Annotated in this window: 24 protein-coding genes; 9 read left to right on the forward strand and 15 right to left on the reverse strand. The window is 42.0% G+C overall.

Going from position 1 to position 22,940, the window contains the following annotated elements; genetic code table 11:
* Nucleotides 1-39: 39 nt before the first annotated feature.
* Complete coding sequence (locus ACOQOE_RS06320) at nucleotides 40-1,116, reverse strand: TRAP transporter substrate-binding protein (RefSeq protein WP_067861843.1); 1,077 nt, start codon at nucleotides 1,114-1,116, stop codon at nucleotides 40-42.
* An 806-nt stretch (nucleotides 1,117-1,922) separates the two neighbouring features.
* Here ACOQOE_RS06320 and ACOQOE_RS06325 point away from each other — a divergent pair.
* Together ACOQOE_RS06325 and ACOQOE_RS06330 are read left to right on the forward strand one after the other, a co-directional pair.
* Nucleotides 1,923-3,914 (forward strand): putative bifunctional diguanylate cyclase/phosphodiesterase, encoded by a 1,992-nt coding sequence (locus ACOQOE_RS06325; RefSeq protein ID WP_420555231.1) that lies wholly within the window; start codon nucleotides 1,923-1,925, stop codon nucleotides 3,912-3,914.
* Between the two features lie 65 nt (nucleotides 3,915-3,979).
* Nucleotides 3,980-4,777: a CHASE domain-containing protein gene (locus ACOQOE_RS06330; protein ID WP_420555232.1), complete on the forward strand. Its 798-nt coding sequence runs from the start codon at nucleotides 3,980-3,982 to the stop codon at nucleotides 4,775-4,777.
* A 233-nt stretch (nucleotides 4,778-5,010) separates the two neighbouring features.
* Here ACOQOE_RS06330 and ACOQOE_RS06335 read toward each other — a convergent pair whose 3' ends face one another.
* Nucleotides 5,011-6,051, reverse strand: a complete 1,041-nt coding sequence (locus ACOQOE_RS06335; protein ID WP_420553798.1) for an IS481 family transposase — start codon at nucleotides 6,049-6,051, stop codon at nucleotides 5,011-5,013.
* 94 nt (nucleotides 6,052-6,145) lie between these two features.
* Nucleotides 6,146-6,367, reverse strand: coding sequence for a hypothetical protein (locus tag ACOQOE_RS06340; protein WP_420555233.1), 222 nt, complete (start codon nucleotides 6,365-6,367; stop codon nucleotides 6,146-6,148).
* 87 nt (nucleotides 6,368-6,454) lie between these two features.
* Here ACOQOE_RS06340 and ACOQOE_RS06345 point away from each other — a divergent pair, with 87 nt between their 5' ends.
* Genes ACOQOE_RS06345 through ACOQOE_RS06360 form a run of 4 tightly spaced genes read left to right on the forward strand, consistent with a single transcriptional unit; the run spans nucleotide 6,455 to nucleotide 10,777 of the window.
* Entirely contained in the window at nucleotides 6,455-7,075 is a 621-nt protein-coding gene (locus tag ACOQOE_RS06345; protein WP_420555234.1) for a hypothetical protein, read from the forward strand.
* An 11-nt stretch (nucleotides 7,076-7,086) separates the two neighbouring features.
* Nucleotides 7,087-9,201, forward strand: coding sequence for a response regulator (locus tag ACOQOE_RS06350; RefSeq protein ID WP_420555235.1), 2,115 nt, complete (start codon nucleotides 7,087-7,089; stop codon nucleotides 9,199-9,201).
* 27 nt (nucleotides 9,202-9,228) lie between these two features.
* Nucleotides 9,229-10,032, forward strand: a complete 804-nt coding sequence (locus tag ACOQOE_RS06355) for an Hpt domain-containing protein (protein ID WP_420555236.1) — start codon at nucleotides 9,229-9,231, stop codon at nucleotides 10,030-10,032.
* A 1-nt stretch (nucleotide 10,033) separates the two neighbouring features.
* Nucleotides 10,034-10,777 (forward strand): diguanylate cyclase, encoded by a 744-nt coding sequence (locus ACOQOE_RS06360; protein ID WP_420555237.1) that lies wholly within the window; start codon nucleotides 10,034-10,036, stop codon nucleotides 10,775-10,777.
* A gap of 10 nt (nucleotides 10,778-10,787) precedes the next feature.
* On the opposite strand, the gene ACOQOE_RS06365 is transcribed toward ACOQOE_RS06360, so the two are convergent.
* Genes ACOQOE_RS06365 through ACOQOE_RS06380 form a run of 4 tightly spaced genes read right to left on the reverse strand, consistent with a single transcriptional unit; the run spans nucleotide 10,788 to nucleotide 14,195 of the window.
* Nucleotides 10,788-11,768: a magnesium transporter CorA family protein gene (locus tag ACOQOE_RS06365; protein ID WP_420555238.1), complete on the reverse strand. Its 981-nt coding sequence runs from the start codon at nucleotides 11,766-11,768 to the stop codon at nucleotides 10,788-10,790.
* 20 nt (nucleotides 11,769-11,788) lie between these two features.
* Nucleotides 11,789-12,814, reverse strand: coding sequence for a succinylglutamate desuccinylase/aspartoacylase family protein (locus ACOQOE_RS06370; RefSeq protein ID WP_420555239.1), 1,026 nt, complete (start codon nucleotides 12,812-12,814; stop codon nucleotides 11,789-11,791).
* A 5-nt stretch (nucleotides 12,815-12,819) separates the two neighbouring features.
* Nucleotides 12,820-13,725: a 30S ribosomal protein S6--L-glutamate ligase gene (gene rimK, locus ACOQOE_RS06375; RefSeq protein WP_067861822.1), complete on the reverse strand. Its 906-nt coding sequence runs from the start codon at nucleotides 13,723-13,725 to the stop codon at nucleotides 12,820-12,822.
* On the reverse strand, nucleotides 13,722-14,195 hold the full coding sequence (locus ACOQOE_RS06380) for an ATP-dependent zinc protease (RefSeq protein ID WP_420555240.1): 474 nt from the start codon (nucleotides 14,193-14,195) through the stop codon (nucleotides 13,722-13,724). The genes rimK and ACOQOE_RS06380 overlap by 4 nt, the downstream gene beginning before the upstream one ends.
* 359 nt (nucleotides 14,196-14,554) lie before the next feature.
* Between ACOQOE_RS06380 and ACOQOE_RS06385 the strand changes: the two genes are divergently transcribed.
* Both ACOQOE_RS06385 and ACOQOE_RS06390 read left to right on the forward strand, forming a co-directional pair.
* Nucleotides 14,555-14,917: a transporter substrate-binding domain-containing protein gene (locus ACOQOE_RS06385; RefSeq protein WP_420555241.1), complete on the forward strand. Its 363-nt coding sequence runs from the start codon at nucleotides 14,555-14,557 to the stop codon at nucleotides 14,915-14,917.
* Nucleotides 14,918-15,013: 96 nt separating this feature from the next.
* On the forward strand, nucleotides 15,014-15,313 hold the full coding sequence (locus ACOQOE_RS06390) for a hypothetical protein (RefSeq protein ID WP_420555242.1): 300 nt from the start codon (nucleotides 15,014-15,016) through the stop codon (nucleotides 15,311-15,313).
* A gap of 74 nt (nucleotides 15,314-15,387) precedes the next feature.
* On the opposite strand, the gene ACOQOE_RS06395 is transcribed toward ACOQOE_RS06390, so the two are convergent.
* The 8 genes from ACOQOE_RS06395 to ACOQOE_RS06430 form a co-directional block, all read right to left on the reverse strand.
* Nucleotides 15,388-17,217: an ABC transporter ATP-binding protein gene (locus ACOQOE_RS06395; protein WP_420555243.1), complete on the reverse strand. Its 1,830-nt coding sequence runs from the start codon at nucleotides 17,215-17,217 to the stop codon at nucleotides 15,388-15,390.
* A gap of 55 nt (nucleotides 17,218-17,272) precedes the next feature.
* Nucleotides 17,273-17,782 carry an MOSC domain-containing protein gene (locus tag ACOQOE_RS06400; protein ID WP_420555244.1) on the reverse strand — a complete coding sequence of 170 codons (510 nt, stop codon included), beginning with the start codon at nucleotides 17,780-17,782 and terminating at the stop codon, nucleotides 17,273-17,275.
* Between the two features lie 10 nt (nucleotides 17,783-17,792).
* On the reverse strand, nucleotides 17,793-17,972 hold the full coding sequence (locus ACOQOE_RS06405) for a CPXCG motif-containing cysteine-rich protein (RefSeq protein ID WP_067861807.1): 180 nt from the start codon (nucleotides 17,970-17,972) through the stop codon (nucleotides 17,793-17,795).
* A 125-nt stretch (nucleotides 17,973-18,097) separates the two neighbouring features.
* On the reverse strand, nucleotides 18,098-18,592 hold the full coding sequence (locus tag ACOQOE_RS06410) for a DUF4405 domain-containing protein (protein WP_420555245.1): 495 nt from the start codon (nucleotides 18,590-18,592) through the stop codon (nucleotides 18,098-18,100).
* 208 nt (nucleotides 18,593-18,800) lie between these two features.
* Nucleotides 18,801-19,148 carry a RidA family protein gene (locus tag ACOQOE_RS06415; protein WP_303416522.1) on the reverse strand — a complete coding sequence of 116 codons (348 nt, stop codon included), beginning with the start codon at nucleotides 19,146-19,148 and terminating at the stop codon, nucleotides 18,801-18,803.
* 10 nt (nucleotides 19,149-19,158) lie between these two features.
* Nucleotides 19,159-20,235, reverse strand: coding sequence for an alanine racemase (gene alr, locus ACOQOE_RS06420; protein ID WP_420555246.1), 1,077 nt, complete (start codon nucleotides 20,233-20,235; stop codon nucleotides 19,159-19,161).
* Between the two features lie 88 nt (nucleotides 20,236-20,323).
* A complete protein-coding gene (locus ACOQOE_RS06425; protein ID WP_067861796.1) occupies nucleotides 20,324-20,707 on the reverse strand; it encodes a Rid family detoxifying hydrolase in 384 nt (127 codons plus the stop codon).
* Nucleotides 20,708-20,784: 77 nt separating this feature from the next.
* Nucleotides 20,785-22,041, reverse strand: coding sequence for a D-amino acid dehydrogenase (locus ACOQOE_RS06430; RefSeq protein ID WP_420555247.1), 1,257 nt, complete (start codon nucleotides 22,039-22,041; stop codon nucleotides 20,785-20,787).
* Between the two features lie 141 nt (nucleotides 22,042-22,182).
* On the opposite strand from ACOQOE_RS06430, the gene ACOQOE_RS06435 reads away from it, so the two are divergent.
* A complete protein-coding gene (locus ACOQOE_RS06435) occupies nucleotides 22,183-22,677 on the forward strand; it encodes an Lrp/AsnC ligand binding domain-containing protein (protein ID WP_420555248.1) in 495 nt (164 codons plus the stop codon).
* Nucleotides 22,678-22,940 lie beyond the last annotated feature (263 nt).

Genomic DNA, 22,940 nt, shown 5'->3' on the forward strand with positions numbered 1-22,940 from the left:
CGCAAGTGGGGCGGTAGGATTTGTGTTGAAAAGTACTTATTAGAAATCGCGTGGTAAGTACGCCAGTTTCTTCCACTGTTTGTACTCGTTGATGAAAGCTTGCTGAGATTGATAAATCTTTTTGAAATCTGCATCTTTCTCAGAAATTTCAGCCATCACTTCATCGGTCAGCGCTTTTAGAGAGCCGAGCATGTCGTCATTGAGTTTATGGGCTGTAACGCCTTTCTCAGGGAAGCCAGCAAGGACTTTACCTTGTAGGGATTCACCACGGGTCAGGGCTCTAAATGTACCTGCTGTGCAGGCCATATCTATGGTTGCTTTATTGGCTTCACTTAAACCGTCCCAAGTTTCTTTATTGACTACAAGATGTGATGCAGTGAACGTTTGATGCCAGCCTGGGAAGTAATTGTTTTTAGCAACCTTATCGAACCCCATTAATTGATCTACAGCGGGCATTGAGAACTCAGATGCGTCTATTGCCCCCTTTTCTAAAGCGGGAAAGATTTCTCCACTGGATATTACAGTAACGGATGCCCCTGCTTTTTGAAGGACTTTACCCCCTAAACCTGCGAAGCGTATTTTGAGACCTTTTAAATCATCCATTGATTTGACCTCTTTGACGAACCAACCCGCTGTCTCTGGGCCGATAACACTACATAAAACAGGGTGTACACCGTGCTTTCCGTAGAGCTCTTCTGCGAGTTTTTTACCTTCGCCTTCATACCACCAAGTTGCGTATTCCCATGGTTCCATACCGAAAGGAACAGCGGAAAGTAATGCTGCGGCAGGGATTTTCCCTTGGTCATAGCCAAGCCAAGCATACCCTGCATTGAGCTGTTTATTTTTAACCGCCTCAGTGATGCCAAAAGGAGGAACTAATTTTCCGGGTTCGTAAACTTTAAATTGAATATTCCCAGCGCTTGCCTGTTTTACCTGTTTTGCAACCTGTTTTATTGGATCACCTAGCCCAGGTAAATGGGTGCCGAAAACAGCTTGAACTTTCCAGCGGATTTTCTCATCTGCTGCTAGGTTTGCAGAGATTGTGCTTGTAAGTAAAAAAGTGCTTGTAGCTAAGGCTGTTACAAAGGGCGTTAGTGACTTTGCATGATAATGCATGACTTATTCCTCATCGGTTTATATTTGAGCGTATGCTCAGGATTATTTTTATTTTTCAATATAACGATACGATATGTATCGTTATTCATATGAAGAGAAAGGTCAAGTTATTTTTTATAATGATACAAAATGAATCGTTATTCATCCTGTTCTAAGGGTTTAAGCTTGTTATTCTGGAGTGCCTGTGTGTAAGGTCGCTAGAGAGTCTTTAAGCTAGTCTGTTATGAGGGGACGCGTTTGAGGACTGAGCTACAGAGCTCAATTTGGGACTATTATCAGGTTCAGGAAAAAGTGCTGGCTGTAAAAAGTACTTAACTCAATAGATCGCTGGTTTAAATGAAGGGGGTTTATTGCGGGGTGACTGAGGGTGTACTACTGTTGAAAGGGGTAGTATGTATTGTGATTGGGTAAAGCATATCTAGGGAGATGATTAGTTATGGAAGTGAGCCGATCTCTGTCGTTAGGCATTTATTCCTAGTCCAGATATCGATTGCTAAGTTTATATGGCTCGCTGTAATAGGCAACTGTCAATTCTGTCGTTTTAATTTTTTATCAGTGTCTTTCAGCGTTATAAGTTAGTTTTATAGGATGCTAGGCTGACTCTCATATTAGTGGTAAGTTTGTGTCGCAAGGTTGTCGGGTGAAAAGGCGAAAAAGGGAGTGTTTTTTGTCTACAAGAGCAATGTGTAAGTAAAGCGTTCGCATGGAGTATTAATGTTTTCAGCTAACAGTCGGTTACCCCGTATATTATTGGTGGATGATGATGCCCCAATCAAATCACTATTTTAAACAAAACGTTAAACGCTATGGGGCAGGTGTTCTTTGAGCAGGATAGCTTATCTGCTTTAAATCAAGCGATTAAAATTTTACCCGATGTTATTTTGCTCGATATTGAGATGCCTCATCTTAATGGTTATCAGGTTCTGGCTGAGTTAAAAGCAAATGAAATAACCCGTAATATTCCCGTTATATTTATTACGGTGCATGAATCTATAGAGGAACAGTTACTTAGTTTAAAAAGAGGCGCGGTTGATTTTATAGTCAAGCCTTTAAGGCCTGAGGTGGTTGCTGCTCGCGTTCGAACCCACCTTCGATTACGTGATAGGGAGCGCGAATTAGTTCAGGTTCACCGACACGCAAAAGTCACCTTGGAATCTATTGGTGATGCCGTACTAACCACGGATAAGAATGGCTGTGTGACGTACATGAATAAAGCGGCCGAGTATATGATCGGTATAACAGAGACTGAGGCTAAAGGGCGAGTGATTGAAGAGATAATGCCGCTACGCGTTGGTGATAATGGCCCTTCACATATTAACCCTATTCGTATTTGTATTGAGGAGTGCCGTGTTGCCAATATGGCAACTAACTGCCAAATGATGAAACAAAATGGGCGTTGGATGCCAGTTGAAGATAGTGCTTCTCCATTAGTTTCAGAATCGGGTGAAGTAGTAGGTGCTGTCATTGTTTTTCGCGATATTAATGAGTCACGCGCAATGGCAATTAAAATGTCTAATACCTTTCAGTATGATCAATTAACGAATCTTCCTAATCGCTTTTTGTTGATGGAACGCCTTGATGCAGAGATGAAGCGAACTCAAAGTAATGGCTGTCAGTTGGGTTTGATTATGCTCGATGTTGACTGCTTTAAGTTAATTAACGAAGAGTTCGGTTTTGACTTTGGTGATAGGCTGCTCAAAACAATAGCATCACAAATTAATACCCAACTACAATGTAATGAAACACTTAGTCGGCACAGCGCCGATGAATTCATCGTGTTAGTTCCCGAACTTGAAAGGCTAAGTGATTTAGCTAATTTAGCGGTGAAGATTAGAGAGAATGTAATAGAAACTGTTTTACAGTGTACTGATATCAATACCTTTTCTCTTAGTATGGGTGTGAGTGTTTATCCGGACGATTCACTAGATGCTCAGTCATTAATGTTGCATGCAGATGCGGCTTTACATCGGGCGAAAAGTGATTCATTGCATGAGGGGTTGTGTTTTTACTCTAAGGATATGGAGTTACACTTTATAGCAAGACGTCAGCACTATATGCAGCTAAAAACAGCTATTTCAGATCATAAGGTAATCGCCTTATATCAACCGATCGTAAACTCACAGACGGGGGCTTTGGAGGCTGTTGAAGCCCTTGCCCGAATACAGGGCAACAATGGATATCTAATCCCACCTGATGAATTTATTCCGCTTGCTGAAGAAACACGTTTAATTATCCCTCTTGGCGAAAGAATGATTCAGCTTGTTTTTGCTCAGCTGCAGATATGGTGTAAGGACGGTTTAAGTATTCGCGTGTGCCTTAATATTTCACCAATACAGTTTCTTGATTCCCATTTTTTGTCTTTCTTATTAAAGGCGATGGAAGAATATAGTATCGATCCAAAAATGATCGAGCTTGAAGTAACTGAAAGCATAATGTTAGAGACTAGCCATAAGATCACCCGAGACCTTACACGTCTTCGAGAATTGGGAATATCGATCTCTATTGACGACTTTGGCACAGGGTTCTCTTGTTTAAGTTATCTCAAAGAATTACCCATCGATGTATTGAAAATAGATAAAGCATTTATCGCTGAATTGGGCATTGATAGGCCTCAAGATGTATTAGTTAAAACAATTGCAAATTTGGCACAAAGTCTAGGCCTTAAATCTGTTGCTGAAGGTGTTGAAACAGAAGATCAAGTGCAGTTCTTACAAATGCTAGGCGTGTCTTTTCTCCAAGTTTATTACTTTTCTCCACCTATTCCCGCAGGGGAAATTAAGAGTCATTACTCCCTATGAAATTTATAAAACTGAACCAATACGGTTTTACGGCATTGTGGTTTCTCCTGTCTATGGGGTTTTTGATGACTTTTTTAAGCGCATGGGTGCTTGATTATCATAATAAACACACAATTAAAATCTACACGGATGGCCTTGCAGATAAGACGGAAACGCTTATTAAAGAGCGTTTTCAACAGTTCGAGTATGGTTTACGTAGTACACGAGGTGCTATCGCTTCTGTCGGGGTAGATAAGCTTAGCAGGGAACAATTTGAACGTTACACAAATAGCCTAGATATAAATAATGAGTTTCCTGGGGCTTTAGGGTTTGGTTTTATTCGACGAGTTCCGGCGTCAGAAGAGGCTCGTTTTTTAGCCGATGCTCGTCAGGATGGAGCGCCTGGTTTTACCATTAGAACGCTAGACCCTCACGATGAAGATCGTTTTGTTATCCAATATATTTATCCTATATATAAGAACAGGCAGGCTGAGGGATTAGATATTGGCTCTGAAGCCAATAGGCGTTCGGCGGCACTTGCTGCTGCTAGAGACGATAGGGTTTATATAACAAACCCTATCACTTTGGTTCAGGCGAATAAAAAAGCGCGCAGGGGTGTGCTTATACTTTTGCCTATTTATTCAAATAATACGCTGTTAAATACACCGCAAGCACGTAAGGATGCGGTGGTGGGGTGGTCTTATGCACCATTAATTATTGATGATGTCTTGACTAATCTTGATGCCCTCACAGATAACTCCGCCGTTATTTTGAGTAATAAGGAAGATGCTTTTTTTACTTCAAATAATACAGCCGCTCAGTTTCTCGATGACAGTAAGGTCGTAAGAGAGGTATTTGTAATGGGGCAGCATTGGAAAATGTAATTAACCCCTACCGCTAAAGCGACTAACCGGATAAAACCTTGGAATATAGACTGGGTAATTGCCGTTGGCTTAGGATTAACATTTTGTAGTTTATTGGTTATTAGTTTATTGCGTAATGCTCAGGTGGGAGAGGATCAGCGCGATGAAATATTAAAAGCGGATATCCATAGCTTATCTGTAGTAGCTCAGACTTGATCTGACAGTTACCCGTTTTTTATCTGGTGTCTGTCAGTTTAGATCTGGGCTAAATTCTTCTCGGCCCAGACCCGTTTACCATCAAGCAACGTTTCCATTGGCGTTCTACCGCAACATACCTTGCCCTGATGAGTTCGTTCATTGTTGTAGTATTCCATCCAGCCGTCCAGATCTTTTTGTAGTTCCTCAAGTGATTCGTAGAGCTTTTTACGGAAAGTTACTTGATAGAACTCATTCAAGATCGTTTTATGAAAGCGTTCACATATACCATTTGTTTGTGGGGACATCGCTTTAGTTTTGGTGTGATCAATATCGTTTATAGCAAGATAAAGCTGGTAATCATGCTGATCGACCCGACCACAGTATTCAGTTCCTCGGTCTGTAAGAATACGCAGCATAGGAAGCTCCTGTTCTTCAAAGAACGGTAATACCTTATCGTTGAGTGTATCTGCAGCAGTAATCGGTGTTTTAGTGGTATAGAGCTTACAGAAAGCGATTTTGCTGTAAGTATCCACAAAGGTCTGTTGGTATATACGGCCAACGCCTTTCAGGTTACCTACGTAAAAGGTGTCCTGAGACCCCAGATAACCTGGGTGTATCGTCTCAATTTCACCGCATGCTTCATCATCAGATTTCTTTTTCTCAAGCGCTGCAACCTGAGCATCGCTCAGGATGATGCCGTCGTTAGCAACTTTATCTTCTAAAGCTTTCAGTCTCTTTTTAAAGTTCTCAAGATTATGTCGAACCCAAATTGAACGGACGCCACTACCTGATACAAAGACACCCGACTTACGTAGTTCATTACTGGTACGGTGCTGACCATGAGCGGGTTGTTCAATGGCATAAGCAACGACAGCTTGTTCTGTTGCTTCATCCACTCTGTTCTTGGGATTCGGTGCTCTACGGCTTTTGTTGATCAGGCTATCGATACCACCTTCTTCAACAAGTTCCTGATAACGATAAAACGTATCTCGTGATACGCCCATGACTTTGCATGCTTTGGACACATTCCCAAGCTCTTCTGCCAAATTCAGCAAGCCAGCTTTGTGTTTAATGATTGGATTGTTAGTATGGATCATGAGAGTTACCTTTTGTTTTGATTTAAGATTCGACACCTTTATCAAAACGGGTAACTCTCTCTTTTTCAAGATGATGTGTCAGATCTAGTCTGAGCTAATTCAGCTTATCCATTTTTTTTAAGAGTGCTAGATTTAATCGTTCTGGGCCATATATTTTTCTTTTTCTCTTTTTCTCTTTTTCTCTTTTTCTCTTTTTCTCTTTTTCTCTTTTTCTCTTTTTCTCTTTTTCTCTTTTTCTCTTTTTCTCTTTTTCTCTTTTTCTCTTTTTCTCTTTTTTGTATTTTCGGTATCGAGCTGGTTTATCGTAAAAAACCACCTGTCTAGTGTTAGTAATGAGCTGCTAAAAGTAAAAGAATCTGTTCTTCTTGAGCTTGATAATGAAACAACTCAATTCAAGCGTGATGTGATATTTCTTGCTAATACCCCCTCTATTTCTGACCTTTTAAATGATCAAGTCGAGGGTGTAGATTCACAAAAACGCTTATTATCGCATCGCTGGTACGGTACTCTGGCGGACATTTTTAAAGCGTATATGCTGGCCATTCCTGATGTGCATCAAGTGCGTTTAATTGAGACCAGAAATGGTTGGAAAGGAAGCGTTAAGGTTCAACGTGATGGAGATGAGCTTGGGGTATATGCTCAAGAAGAACTTCAGTTTAAGGGTGATGAGCCGTATATCGCAAAAACACTTCAAGTGGGGGCAGGCAAGGTTTACGTCTCAAATATTAATTTAAACCGAGAATACGGAAAAATCGAGCAGCCTGCCCGACCGATGTGGCGTTTTTCAACGCCTATTTTTAATGAGGATGGCACGCCGTTAGCTATTGTTATTGTGAATGTCAGTGCAGACAGGATCTTAAACTCTTTTGCCTCCAATTTACCTGTAGAGTCCGAGCTTTACATCACAAATCAAGCTGGCGATTTTTTGCTCCACCCTAATGTAGAGAAAACGTTTACTTTTGAATATGGGAATCCATATCGTTGGGATAATGAATTTAAGGAAGCTACTTTTTACATAAATTAAGTGCTTTTAATATGCTGCGTTTTGAAGGGCAAAAAGGATATGTGTTAGCCGATCAAGGTCGTTTTTCGCTTGATGAGCAGACTCAAGGAGGTCGTTTAGAAATTTATACTGTTATCTCTCAGTTTTTCGTTGTAAAAAAAATCGTCTTTAATATTGCCGGCGTACTTTGTGTGTTTTTGATTTTAGGTTTCTTAATTTTCGCTGTTCAATATTGGATGTGGCTAAACGAAAAAATACGTCAAAGAAATGCTCTTGCTGTAGAAATAGAAGCCCAACGGAACAAAGCGATGCTGCGTTTCAAAGCGCTGCTAGGGTCTGCGCCTGATGCAACCTTTGTAATCGATCAGATAGGTATTATTAAAATAGTCAATGCTCAAGCAGAGAGTATGTTTGGCTACGACCGCGTTGAATTAGAAGGACTTTCTATATACACAATATTACCCGCTACGGCAGACGATGGAGATGCGGTGCATCTCATGGAGTATGTGGAGCAGCCTGAAAAACTGCCTTTTGGTGGTAATGAAGAGTTTCTTGCACTTAGAAAGGATGGGAAAGAGTTTCCAGTTGAGATTAGCTTAAACACCGTCAACATTGATGAGAAGTTACTGGTACTCGCTTCAGTACGTGATATTAGCGATCGGCTTGCTATTGAGGCAAAGCTTAGAAAGGCGTTACGTGATGCAGAGCAAGCAACGGAAGCGAAAAGTGCATTTTTAGCAAATACCAGCCATGAAATTCGCACACCTATCAATGCAGTCATTGGTTTAACCTATCTATTGAATGAGGAGCAATTAACTGACTCGCAACATCGACTAGTTTCTAAAATTCAGATTTCAGGTAAATCCCTATTGGGTATTGTTAACGATGTATTAGATTTGTCGAAAATAGAAGCGAATGAAATGGCATTGGAACAGTGCCCGCTAGATTTACCAGAGTTCTTTGAGGAAGTATCTAGTGTCTTTGCTGTACAGGCAGAAGCTAAAAATATAGATTTCACTTGTAAGCTTGATCCGAATTTACCCTCGTGGGTACTGGCAGACGAAGTCAGGCTTCGTCAAATTTTGGTTAATTTACTAAGTAATGCGTTTAAATTTACTACCATAGGTAAAGTTTCTGTTCGTGCTGAAGTTCAGTCCGAAGTAGAAGGCCTGCCAGATAACCATGTGAGCGTACGTCTTAGTGTATTGGATACAGGGATTGGCATTTCTGATGAGTCTAAAACGCGCTTATTTAATCCTTTTATGCAAGCGGATTCTAGTACGACACGCAGTTTTGGTGGTACTGGATTGGGATTATCCATCGTCAGTAAATTAGTTAGCCTTATGGGCGGAACGCTAGGTGTTGAAAGTACAGAAGGGGTAGGAAGTGTTTTTTGGGTTAGTTTGCCATTGAAAGTCCAAACATCTGACGAAATTATACTGCAAGAGAATCAAAGCCGAGCTCTGTTTGTATTGATTGCTGAGGATAATCCAAATGATGCTAAGCAGCTGCAAGAAATAACACGCGCCTTAGGTTGGCGTTCTGAAATAGTCAGTAATGGTAAGCAGTTAATTCAATCTTTTGTTACACGACAAGAAGAAAACCTACGGCCACCTGATGCTATGATCGTGGATTGGCAGATGCCAGAGATGGACGGGTTAGATGCGATTAATATTCTTGCGAACAAAGAGGATAGCGAGAAATTACCAGCGATTTTAATGATTTCAGTCCATGATAGTGAAACCATTAAAAAGCATGATACGGAGCATTTGGTAAATCGATTTTTACATAAACCCGTCAATGCTTCGGCACTATTTAATGCAATTAATGATGCGGTGACGTTACACACGGGTAATGCTAAACGTGTATTACAATCCACCCATACTGAAGCTGTCAGCGCAAGGTGGTTGCCGGGGATTCGTTTGTTGGTAGTGGATGACAGCCCGATTAATTTAGAGGTGGTTAGTCATATTCTTGAGCATAACGGGGCGTTGGTTGAGACAGCGAATAGTGGTGAGGAGGCCCTTGAAAGATTACAAGATAGATCTAATGACTATGATGCAGTACTGATGGATGTACAAATGCCAAGTATTGATGGTCTTGAGGCAACGCAGCGCATTCGTCATCAACTAGGTCTTAGTTCTTAACCTATTATTGCATTGACCGCAGGTGCTTTGCTGGAAGAGAAAAAACGTGCGTTGGATGCTGGAATGAATAACTTCCTTACTAAACCTATAGATCCATCAAAACTTATCAACGTGTTAAGAATATCTGTAGAAGCTTATCGAAGTAAGGATATACCTATTGAAGCGATTAATGCGGCGGCGCCTGATCGGGATATTTGGCCAGACATAAGCGGTTTAAATCAAGCTCAAGCCAAAAAAATGCTACTAGGGGATGAACAATTACTCTTAGATATGCTGGATAACTTGTTACAAGAGCATGCCAACCTTATGATTCCGCCAGCCGTGGATTTTGATAAGAACAGGGAGACTGGTCAGCGCTTGCAGATAGCATCTCAAGTTCATAAATTGAGAAGTGTTTCTGGAATGGTTGGCGCAGAGAAAATACAGTTGCTGGCTGCTGAGATTGAGACGGCTTTAAGAGCTGAAAATGAGCCGGTAATGAACTTGTTATCAGAACTGGCGCTTGCATTACAAACACTACAGCAAGCGAGCTCCAGTTTCATAGAGGCTAGGCGTAAAGAGAAAGATTCCGCTGTAAATCAGGAGTCACACTTAAGTTCGAACTTGTCAGAGCCTGTCTTTAAACAGGATGTAGCAGAAGATATTCTGACCTTGTTAACCGAGCAGGATTTAAGCGCTTTGGCTAAAGTGGAAGAGCATAGTGCCATGCTGCGTGAGGCTTTGGGCCATAAGGGGTTTAACGAACTGAATGATTGCTTGGTGAAACTTAACTTTGAACAGGCGGTCTCTTTAATGGCTGCCCTTATAAAAACGTCTGGAGCTGAAGGGTAATATGATCAAGCCTAAGAGTGGTGAACTACCAGACATTCTTATTATTGATGATGACAAGACAGTCATCATGGCTTTGAATAAAGCGTTAGAGGAGATCGGACGAATTCGTTTTGCGTTAGATGCAAGGCAAGCGTTATCGATGATAAAAGCACAGCCACCTAAGCTTCTTCTGCTCGATATGGATTTACCTGACATTAATGGATTAAAGGTGTGCCGCACACTAAAAGGCAATCCCGATACTGCTGATATCCCTGTCTTATTTATTACAAGTAATAGTGAGCTTGGTTTTGAAGAGGCTGTATTTGATGCGGGAGCCGCTGATTATATTATTAAGCCACTTAACCCACGTGTGGTAGCGGCACGTGTACAGACACATTTGAATTATCATCAAGCCATTCAGTTGCTTGAGCAGTTGGCGAAAATTGACTCTATGACGGGGCTTGCCAATCGCCGAGCATTTGATGAGCGGTTAAGTGTTGAGCAAAGACGAATGTATCGTGAAAGAGAGCCGCTGACAGTTGCTATGATCGATATTGATCAATTTAAAAAGTACAATGATCACTTTGGTCATATAAAGGGTGATGAATGTCTCAAAGGCATTGCGCAAGCACTGGCTAATAATGTTCGGCGTCCGGCGGATGTTGTTACGCGGTATGGTGGTGAAGAGTTTGCGTTAATTCTACCCGCTCTTTATACCTCTAAAGATAAGGGGCGAAACCGACTGAGTTATCAGTCGGTGGAATGAGTTTAGCGTATCAGATCCATTTCTTACGTTTAAATAGCACAATGAGCGCAAAGGAGATGATAAACATCGTACTTAGCAGCACATAATAGGCATTAGGGTGGTGCAGCTCTGGGATATTATCAAAGTTCATTCCGTATAAACCGGCTAAGAAACTTAGCGGTACAAAAATAGCGGTAATGACTGTAAGCACGCGCATTGAGACATTTTGTTGGTGTGAGCTTATTGATATATAGCCTTCAACCATATCCGAGCACATCTCGTAGTAGAGGCTAGATAAACTGTAAATACGTTCAAAGCGTTCATAAACATCAGTGAGATAGTGTTCATGCTTTGATAGTTGAATAAATGAGGCTTTATCATCATTTGCGTGGGAGCAGAATTCTGCAAACATCTGTTGATGATAATTAAATATGCGCTTTAGGCGTAGAAGCTTTATCCGATAGCCTGCTAAAGCGGCCATATGCCTTTCTCCTTCACCAGCTAGAAGGGCATCTTCTTGTAACCCCAATTCATCTTCAAAATTCAGCATATTAGATAGATAGGTATCGGATGACTTATGCATTATTTTTAGAGCCAGTAGCATTGGCTCCTCTATATAATCTGTAAGTGAATCTGATTGGATAATTTGGCTTATCCCCATGGAGTGTTCAGGGTGTACGGTGACTAAATATCGATCATTGATAAAAAAGCCGATCTGTTGGTGATTGTATTCCAACTCATTAATAACGTCCGATATACCGCGGTACAAGATAAAAGTTTGATCTTGAAAAAGCTCTATTTTGGGTGGATGGCGTGTCCTAAGTACATCTTTCACTGCAAGGGCATTGCAGTTTAATGATGAGAGAAGCTCGCCAACCCATTGTTGATCCATCCCAGTGTACTGGATGTCTATCCAAATAAAACTTGATGCATCGTTTTGCCAAGCCGCTATCTGGTCTTCATTGCCGATCAACATAGGTTGACCGCTCTTTTTCCAATATGTTGTGACCATTTACTATGGCGTCCTATAGATTAACGATTAAGTTCGTCAGAGAGATCTTCTTGAAACTCATCAACTTTGGCTTCAATCTCTTCAATGTCGCCAAAGCGGGCAATGTGATAAAGCGCATCTCCTTCATTAACTAAGGGGAGATTGGTTTTTCCAATCACAATGCCGCTATAGGGAGAGGTGATTTGCGCTTCTTTCTCACCAAAAGGGTCAGACACAACACCCAGTAAGGTGCCTTTGCTGACACGACCGCCAAGGGGGATAAGTGCGCGCAAAATACCACTTTCAGAGGCGCGTACCCATGAGCTAGAGCGGGCGACTACCGGTTCTTTATAGGATTTACGTGTGCCTCGTGAAGGGGGAAGCATACCTAATGAGCGCATGACGTTTACAATCCCTTTTACGCCGGCCCTGATCGCCATCTCATCGAACCTTAGCGCTTCACCTGCCTCATATAACAGCATTGGAATCCCATGTTCCGCTGCGGCTTCTCTAAGCGAACCATCTCTAAGGTTGGACGATATGATTACCGGAACATTAAAGGCGCGTGCGAGTTTGTCGGTTTCTTCATCATCCAGGTTGGCACGAATTTGGGGAAGGTTCGTACGGTGTACCGCGCCAGTATGTAGATCTATACCGTGAGTACTTTGACAAACTATCTCCTCCATAAAGAGGTGGGCGATACGCGCTGCAAGGGAGCCTTTTTCACTGCCAGGAAAGGAGCGATTAAGGTCGCGCCGATCTGGTAGGTAGCGAGAGTGGCTCAGTAATCCATGCACATTAACGATAGGCACGGCGATTAATGTGCCTTTAATACGTTTAAGTGCTGGTAGGGTTAACACGCGCCGGATAATCTCAACCCCATTGATCTCATCGCCATGTATTGCGGCGCTGAGAAATAGTCGAGGACCATCTCGTTTACCATTGATAACGTGAACAGGGATGGTCATAGGCGTATGGGTGTAGAGGCGGCCTGCCGGAAGCTCAATGGTCGTCCGTGTACCTGGGGCGACCTTTGCTCCGTTAATGGTAAACGTTGTATCTGCCATAGATATTAACCTTTACCCCGTGTTTTTGTTCGATGAGGTTTTGCATTTTTCTCAATGAAATCAATAATCATACCCGCTATATCTTTGCCAGTTGCGGATTCGATTCCCTCTAACCCAGGTGATGAATTCACTTCCATCACCAACGGGCCTCGCTCTGAACGTAAGAGATCAACCCCAGCCACATTGAGCCCCATGATTTTGGCTGCATTGACTGCGGTGGCTCGTTCAGCAGGGGATATTCTAATCAGTGATGCACTGCCGCCACGATGAAGGTTGGAACGGAATTCCCCCGCCATTGCTTGGCGTTTCATCGCAGCAACGACTTTATCACCAATAACTAAGCAGCGAATATCGGCACCGCCAGCTTCTTTAATATATTCCTGCACCATAATATTCACTTTTAGACCCATAAAGGCTTCAAGTACGCTTTCGGCTGCTTTTTGTGTTTCAGCAAGGACAACGCCTATACCTTGAGTACCCTCAAGTAACTTGATGACGAGAGGTGCACCGCCAACCATTTTGATTAGATCGCCTATATCATCAGGGTTGTTCGCAAATCCAGTAAAGGGCATACCTACGCCTTTACGGGAAAGTAACTGCATAGTACGTAGTTTGTCTCTAGAGCGAGAAATAGCGACTGACTCATTTAAAGGGTAGGAACCCATCATTTCAAACTGACGTAGAACCGCAGTGCCGTAAAAGGTAATAGAGGCGCCAATACGAGGAATGACGGCATCAAAGTGGGGTAGTGGTTCGCCTTTAAAGTGAGCCTGTGGTTTATTTGATGCAATATCCATATAGGTTCTTAAGGCATCTACCACCATAGCTTCGTGGCCACGCTGCTCGCATGCTTCGACGAGACGGCGAGTTGAATAGAGCTTTCTGTTACGTGAAAGGATGGCGATATTCATTTGTCTGCCTTTTGGCTTGAATTGTGTGTCACATCATCGGAGGAACCTAATAAAAATGTGGCTGCAGGATCTACGATGAGCCGTCCGTCAATTGCTGAGTGGCCTAACACTAAACGGAATGTCATTTCATCCATGTTGGTAATTACTAACTCAACAGGCCACTGCTCGTTCCCCATTTGAATCGTCGTTTTTATAAGATAATCGTCTTCTTTTTTGCCGTACTTATTTGTACCTTCGAACTTGCCGAGGATGGGGGCTTCGCAGAGTACAGCTTCTGTCCGATCATTCTGTTTTGGATGAATACAAAAGCGGACGTGAGGCTGCCCATCTTTTTCAAACTCCTCAGTCATAAAGGCATGCAGGGTCGATGTTTGCCTTCCTGAGTTAATTTTGGTTTGTAGTGGCGTTAAACCAAGCTCTGGAAGTAAGGCCCATTCTTGCCAGCCTGTTGATATACGTTCTTTACCCATGGTGCATACCTATAATGTATAAGCCTAGCGGTTATTTTGGCGTGGATAAGTCAGAAGTGCTGTAGGTAGAATTTACGTTTCTCCTTTTACCAAGGAAAGTCTGTTATTGCACTCTATTTCAGTTAATCAAGGCTATTTAAAAATAATCTATTGATTGGCGGTATTCCAAAGAGGAGCTTATTGATAGTTAACCCTAAATTAACTTTAGGTAGAGATATCTATTTTGTCGACTAATGGGGTCTCTTCTTATTGAAGAAGGGAGGTGGTAATGGGATTGGGCTATGTATCGTTCTATTCGGTATACTCTAATAACATAGGATACTAATTCTAGTGCACTTATATTCTAATTGTTGATATTTATGCGTCATATATTGATTTTAATTTGTTTGTTCTTTGTTGTTATGCCTCGGGCTTATGCTGAACACATATTAATTGCGGCAGACCGCTGGTGTCCGTTTAATTGTGAAGTAGGTGCCGAACTGCCTGGTTTTATGGTGGAGGTTGCCCAGCGGGTATTTTCAGACCATGGACATGATGTTGAATATATAGAGATGAATTGGTCGCGTGCTATTCAAGAAACGCGAAAAGGTAATATTAATGCCATTATGGGAGGCTTTAAGAGTGATGCTCCACAGTTCATCTATCCTCAAGAAGAGTTGGCGGTTTTGGGAAACTCTTTTTTTGTGCGTAAAGATAGTGACTGGACTTATGAGGGAGTTTAATCCCTTAAAAGTGTGCAGTTAGGGGCTATTTTAGGCTATGACTACGGTGATGAGTTAAGGAGTTATATCCAAGAGAGTGGTGCTGAGAGAGTCACTATGCTCAATGGGAATTACCACTTGTTATCTCAGGGTATTAAATTACTTGATAGACATCGTATTGATGCGATGATCGAAACTGATCCTGTGTTTTGGTATACAGCAAATCAGTTGGGGCTAGCAGATCAATTTAAATTTGCTGGCACAGTGCAGCGGGAAAAAGCGTATATCGCTTTTTCTCCAGCACTGAAAAGTTCAACAGTGTATGCAAACCTTCTATCTGATGGCATAAAGAAGCTTAGGGCGTCAGGAGAGCTCTCCACCATTTTAGCTAAATATGGCCTGAAGGATTGGAAATAATAGAGAGATCTAATAGAGAGTACCTATCTGATACGGGCATGCTAGGTAACAAGGTTATAGCATACAGTTTATTATCACTTTTCACCTAAAAAGCCACCGCTTTGATGGGCCCATAACTGGGCATAAATTCCCTGTTTTTGAATTAATTCGTTATGGGTTCCCTGTTCGAGTACTTCCCCTTCATTCAAGACAACTAAGCGGTCTAAAGCTGCGATAGTCGATAGGCGATGGGCAATCGCTATAACGGTTTTGTTTTCCATTAAGGTATATAAGCTAGATTGGATTGCGGCTTCGACTTCAGAATCTAATGCAGATGTTGCTTCATCTAAGATAATTATAGGTGCATCTTTAAGTAATACGCGGGCGATAGCGATCCGTTGGCGTTGGCCACCGGATAGTTTTACACCCCGTTCGCCCACGTGGGCATCATAGCCTGTACGTCCGGCACTATCGCGTAGGCCTAGAATGAAGTCGTGTGCTTCCGCTTTTTTAGCGGCATAGATCATCTCTTCTTCGCTTGCTTCAGGTCGACCATAAAGTAGATTATCGCGCACTGAACGATGAAGGAGTGCGGTATCTTGAGTGACCATTCCTATATGCGCGCGCAGGGAGTCCTGCGTTGTGTCTCTAATATCTTGGCCATCAATTTGTATAGAGCCACTTTCAACATCGTAAAAACGCATAAGCAAATTAACAATGGTTGATTTTCCTGCACCAGAACGACCTACTAAGCCTATTTTTTCACCCGGTTTTATCGCTAAATTTAGCTGATCTATGATCTTTTTCTCTTCACCATAACCAAAGCTGACAGTATTAAAATCTATAGCACCCTTTTTTATTTGAAGTGCTTTTGCATGGGCTTTATCTTGGATCTGGAGTGGTTTTGATAGTGTGCTCATGCCATCGGCAACTGTGCCAATATTCTCAAAAAGTGCACTGATCTCCCACATAATCCAGTGTGCCATACCATTTAACCGCAGAGCTAAGGCGATAGAGATAGCGATGGCACCAACAGATACAGCATTTTCGAGCCAAAGCCAGATGGAAAGTGAGGCTACAGAAAATGAGAGCAAGTGGTTTATGCATTGCACACTAAGGTTAAGTCCTGTGGCAAGACGCATCTGTTTATGGACAGTCTTTAAAAATAGATCCATGCCTTCTTTAGCGTATTCAGCTTCTCGCTGAGTATGGGAAAACAGTTTGATGGTTGTAATGTTGGAATAGGAATCGACAATTCGTCCCGTCATCATTGAGCGAGCATCTGCTTGCTCGGTGGATATTTTTTTCAAGCGAGGAACAAAATAGGTTTGGATCCCTACATAGAATAATAACCAAATGGCCATAGGTAAGGTGAGGCGCCAGTCTGATTGAGCGACTAATACTAGCATGGCAAAAAAGTAGACGACGATAAACACCATGACATCTAGTAGTTTCATTACTGATTCACGTATAGAAAGCGCCGTTTGCATCACTTTTGTTGAGATTCGTCCGGCAAAGTCATCGGCATAAAAGGAGACGCTTTGTTTTAAAAGATAGCGATGGGCGAGCCAACGGATGGACATAGGGTAGTTACCCAAAAGAGTTTGGTGGGTAATTAATGAATGTAGTAGACCGGCAATGGGCAGTGCAATCAAAGGCACTAAGCTCATTAACAGAAGTTGATCTGCTTCTTGCTCAATAAAGGTGGCTTTATCTTTAGTTGATAGCCAATCAACTAGTTGTCCCATAAAACCAAATAGAGTGACTTCTAAAATGGCAACCGTAGCGGTGAGTAAAGACATCGCTATTAATGGCCATTCTGCCCCTTTTGTATAGTGACGACAGAACGCATAAAGGCCTTTGGGTGGTTGGCTAGGCTCTGCAGGAGGAAAAGCGGGAATCAGCTTTTCAAAAAATGAAAACATAAGTCTCTCTAACAGTGAATAAAGTAGTTATGAGTGGTGGGGTCAGTCACAACAGTTAAAAAAGGTCTTGTTGGGTATTGAGCACATGTAAATGATCGCCAACTTTGATCTCACCTGAGCGGATGATTTTACAGCATAATCCGCCGTGGCCAAGCATTGCACTAATACCATTATGACCTAAGGCGGCTTCCATTCTTGAGCAGGGGTGGCATAAAGCGCTGGCTTCAAATACAGCACTGCCGATTCGAAACTGTTGGTATCTTAACGCATTGAGATTAATGCCGGATACAACAAGGTTTCTCCGTAAAAGATCGGGGGCTATCGTGTTTTTGTTAGCGTAGTAAGCGATTTGTTGAATAAACTCTTCAGAGATAAGCGTTACTTGGCGTGCAGAGCCGGGCGTTTTTATGCAGCGATGATCACCTTCTAAGCCTTTGTGTTTAATTGCCATGACATGATCAAGTGAGATAAGGGGCTGTTTACGCTCTGGTCTAATGCCTATCCAGTTAAGCGTACCGGGAGGTAGATCTTTTGCGTAACGTAAAAATAAACTATGTAAGCTCATAAAACGATGGCTACTCCCATTCCTGCTTTGCTTCCACGTAGATCTTTTGATCGCTTTCGGTGATGAAAAGTTCAATCGGTTGGCAGCAGATCTCGCAATCTTGAATCATCTGCTGATCAATATCGTTGTCCGGATCTACTTCAGCGGTATTTGGGGTCATACAGTAAGGACATTCGAAAGATATGAACATAGCACCTCTTTTAAGATCAATTTGAACAAGAGTGTGGTTTTCGTTTATCGCTTGTGGAAAGGGTTTGCTAGTAGCCTGTTTAAATTTAAATGATACAGGCTAGGTTTAGAATAGCTGAAAGGCGGTTAGTATTCCGGATTAATTATGGCATTGATTAATTCAAATGGGCGCGCATGATTTTCTTGAGCAATATCTTTCAGGCTTAGTTGTTCTGAACTAACGCTAAAATTGGCGATTTCTAAATCAATCAGTAATTGCTCTATATTGCGCTCTTCAAAGGAGGCGATCTGTTCTAGTGACTTCTCTGAGTAGAGTTCAATAAGTTGCTTGTCTGGATGTGGTTTATGCTCTATTGGCGTTAAGGCTAGAGCGCTAGCTCCTAGTAATATAAAACTTATAACTGCAAGGCCCGTTTTCTTTGAGAAGTATTGTTTAAAGGAGCGCCAGTGAAACTGAATATGTAGCAGAGTCGCTGCGGCCATGATAATGCCAATCCACTCATGCATTAATTTGACTACATCTTTCCCTATATGGAAAAACATCATAACGCCACTAATCGCAATAATTAGACCGCTAGCGATGATGAGGGGCGTTGAAAAATGACGGTGGTTGTATTTCATAATGATGATCCAAATAAGCTATCTCTCTTTATAGAAATTATGCCGTTAGGAAGAGTTAACTAGGGTTTATAAACTGTAAAGAAAAGTAAAGGAGGGTCTTAAAGTTAAGGCGAAGGTGATTGAGAGGGTGAGCTCTTGTTATTGAGCATAAAAAAAGGGGGCGTTAAATGCCCCCTAGAAGTTTCTATGAATATGATCGATTGAGCATTTAATATGCGGCAGTGACACTCAATTCAACAAGTATCTCAGGACGCGCCATACGTGCTTCTACACAGGCACGAGCAGGCTTTTCACAGTCTGCTACCCATGCGTCCCAGACTTTATTCATCGCAGCAAAATCTTTCATATCACGGATATATATAGTGACAGAAAGTAATTGATTACGGTGGCTACCCGCTTTAGCGAGTAAGTCATCAATTTTATCTAGGCAGCGTTGCGTTTGTTCTGCTATATCCCACTGGGCTTCGCCAGCGGTTTGGCCGCAAAGGTAAACGGTATTGTTATGCTTAACGATACGGCTCATGCGTTCGGTAGATTCCATGCGCTCAATGCTCATAGATGTTTCCTCAAATATATTTTTTGTGTACACGGCGAGTAATACCGGTAAACAAGGTGTAGGGGATAGTGTCGCAACAAGCGGCGACGTCTGAAGCTAGTAAGTTCTCGCCCCAAAGCTCCACATAGCTACCAACTTTAGCGTCTGGAATATCACTGAGATCAACGGCCAACATATCCATAGAGACGCGACCAATAATGCGGCTTTTATGTCCATCGACAAGTACGGGGGTGCCATTTCTCGCATGACGTGGGTAACCATCGGCATATCCCATAGCGACCGTACCTACACGGGTGGGTTTGTCACAGGTCCATGTGGCGCTGTAGCCTACACTTTCACCCGGCTCGATTTCGCGAACGGCAATGACTTCTGAGCTTAATGTCATAGCTGGTTTTAGCTGATCGGCTAACTTATGTGCTTCAGCAAAAGGGCTTGCACCGTAAAGGATAATACCTGGACGCTGCCAGTCCCTACGTGCATTATCATGTTCAAGGGTTCCGGCTGAATTGGCCATACTGATCGGCGCTTTGAGCTCATCAGCGAGAGTGTCCAAAATTTGGATTTGTTCAGCTGTTGTATTAAGTTCAGGCTCATCGGCAGCAGAGAAGTGACTCATTAATACAACATGTTCAACTTGAGGTAGAGCCGATAGCTTATGAAATGCCTCTTTGTATTCACCTGGAGTGATACCTAAACGATGCATGCCATTATCTAATTTCAACCATGCGGTGATAGGTTTGTTTAGTGGAGCATTAGCAATAATATCGATCTGATCTGCGTTGTGAACTGCGCACCACAAGTTTTGGTCGCTGATAATAGGTAGCTCATCCGCGGTGAAAAAACCTTCTAGTAATAATATAGGTAAGCTAATACCTGCATTGCGAAGCTCAATGGCTTCCTCAATACAGGCCACGCCAAACCCATCTGCATCTTTACTTAAGGCTTTGGCAACTTCTACGGCACCATGTCCATAGGCATTGGCTTTTATAATAGCTAAAGCACCTTGTTTAGGCGCCACAGATTTAGCCAAAAGATAATTCTGACGTATAGCATCTAAGTTAATTGTAGCGGTGGCTGGGCGTGCCATGGGAACTCCTAATCGGTGGTGCTTCTAGTAATAATAAATAGCGCTAAAAATAAAGATGATAATCTCGTAAAAGCTATTTTAAACTGTCTTATAAAACCATAATCGCTTCGATTTCTACATCAGCATCTTTTGGTAATGCTTTGACCGCATAAGCTGCACGCGCAGGATAAGGTGCTTGAAAGTACTTTGCCATGATTTCGTTAACCTGGGCAAAGTAAGATAGGTCAGATAAAAGCACTGTTATTTTAACAAAATCGTTTAGGTTACCACCAGCGGCTTCTGCTACCGCTTGTAGGTTTTCGAATACTTGTACGGCTTGTGCTTCAAAAGATTCTGTAACCATCTCCATTGTTTCTGGATTTAATGGGATCTGGCCAGACAGATAAACGGTGTTGCCAGCTTTTACTGCCTGGGAGTATGTGCCGATCGCTGCTGGTGCTTTATTGGTAGAGATAATTGATTTATTGCTCATGATCATTCCTTCAGGATAAAGAGAGGTTGGTCAGTGAGCTGAGCAACCTCGACATGTTAAGTGTTATGACGTGGTGATTAGCCGTAGCGGGCTACAGATAAGCCTTCGTTATTGATATCCGGTGCTTTTTGGCTGATGACATCAGTAACGTATTTGGCGGAACCTAATGACATAGTCCAACCTAAAGTACCGTGGCCTGTATTTAAGAACAGGTTAGAGATATTCGTTTCACCTAAAATGGGTGTACCGTCCGGTGTCATGGGACGTAAGCCTGTCCAAAATTCGGCTTGTTCTATATCGCCACTGCCGGGAAAGAGGTCGTTAACGACAAATTCAACATTGGCACGGCGTTTTTCTTCGAGTTCTTTATTGTAGGATGCGATCTCTGCAGTGCCGCCCACACGAATACGATCATCAAAGCGGGTAACCGCTACTTTGTAAGTCTCATCCATAACCGTAGAGGTTGGTGCTTTGGATGGATCTATAATCGGTATTGTTAATGAGTAACCTTTGATAGGGTAAACAGGTACTTTTAAACCAATTTTTGAGAGCATTAAGGTTGAGTAGCTGCCTAATGCAACGAGGTAAGCATCAGATGTCATCTTACCTCTTGAGGTGCTGACACTCACGACTTCATCGCCATCAGTGTTGATGTTAATAATATCGGTCTTCATCTTGAAGACGACACCTAACTTTTTACACTCTTTCGCAAGAGCGTTAGTGAATTTGAAGCAATCACCCGTTTCATCACCGGGTAGTCTAAGGCCGCCAACGATTTTTTCTTTTACCATTGCTAGGGCTGGTTCATATTCAATACAACCGTCGGTGTCGAGGGCTTGGAAATTAACCCCACACTCTTCTAAAACAGAGATATCTTTTTTAGAGTCGCTGACCTGTTTATCTGTACGGAACAGTTGCAGCGTACCTTTGCTGCGCTGTTCATAATCTATATCAATCTCTTGACGTAGGTTAATAAAGCAATCACGGCTATATTCAGCTAAACGCATCATGCGTGCTTTATTCGTGTGGTAAGCATCTTCTGTACAATTAGCCAGCATTTTTGTCATCCAGCCAAGCGTCTGAACATCAACTTCTTTACCACTAATCATAAACGGGGCAAGATCTTGCATTAACCATTTAATCGCTTTAAGGGGGATGCCAGGACCAGCCCAAGGCGCTGAGTATCCAGGGGATATTTGCCCTGCATTGCCATAACTTGTTTCTAAGGCGACATCTACTTGACGATCGATTATAGTGACTTCATGGCCTGCTTTGGCTAAATACCAAGCACTCGTAACGCCAACCACGCCTGCACCTAAAACCAATACTTTCATTGTGTGACCTCATTTATTAAAATTATTTTGCTAATGAGAAAACACTAGTTTATTGGCTTTTTTGTATTAAATGGCTTTGAATTTTTTTATAATTGAGTGATATCAACCAATTAATTGAGTATATGTAGTGGATTTATCTGTATGGAAAGCAATAAAAAGCGTGTATTAGATCGGTTGGATGTCAGCATACTGCGTACGTTGCAGTCTGATGGTCGGATTAGTTATGTCGACTTGGCTGAAAAGGTAGGGCTAAGTTCTACACCTTGTATTGAGCGTGTAAAACGCTTGGAAAAGGAGGGTTATATAGAGGGCTATTATGCTCGCTTGAATCCACAGCTGCTTGATTACAATATGTTGGTATTTGTAGAGATCTCGTTGTCTTATCAGACACCAGACGCCTTTCGTATGTTTAACAGAGCTGTTTCTGATTTGCCTTATATACTTGAGTGTCATTTAGTATCGGGTGATGCAGATTATCTACTTAAAGCTCGTATTAATGATATGTCGCAATATCGTGCGTTATTGGGTGATATGTTATTGACCTTGCCTGGGGTTAAAAACTCTAAAAGTTACATAGTAATGGAAGAGGTGCGAGAGACACATGCCCTGCCTATTGAGTATAAAGCGAATCCCTAGTTAGGGCTTAATATAGATTGGATAGGACGTTGACACTAAAGTGTCTGTTTTATTTGGAGCTTTATCTTTGCACAAATCACATTTTTAAGTACGACGGGGGTTAATTCTTGAATTCCTAGTATTTATTATTCAAAAGGAATCATTTGCTTATTAGCTTTGCTGTGTCGCTATTAGCTTTAAAAATTGTCTATAGCAGTGGAAACATCTGTTTATTTAAAATTTCTATTATAGATCGCTGCAATATCTTAATTTTTCTTATAAAA

Origin of the sequence: Neptuniibacter marinus (assembly GCF_965223595.1) — a bacterium.
In the GTDB taxonomy this organism is placed as follows: Bacteria; Pseudomonadota; Gammaproteobacteria; order Pseudomonadales; family Balneatricaceae; genus Neptuniibacter; species Neptuniibacter marinus.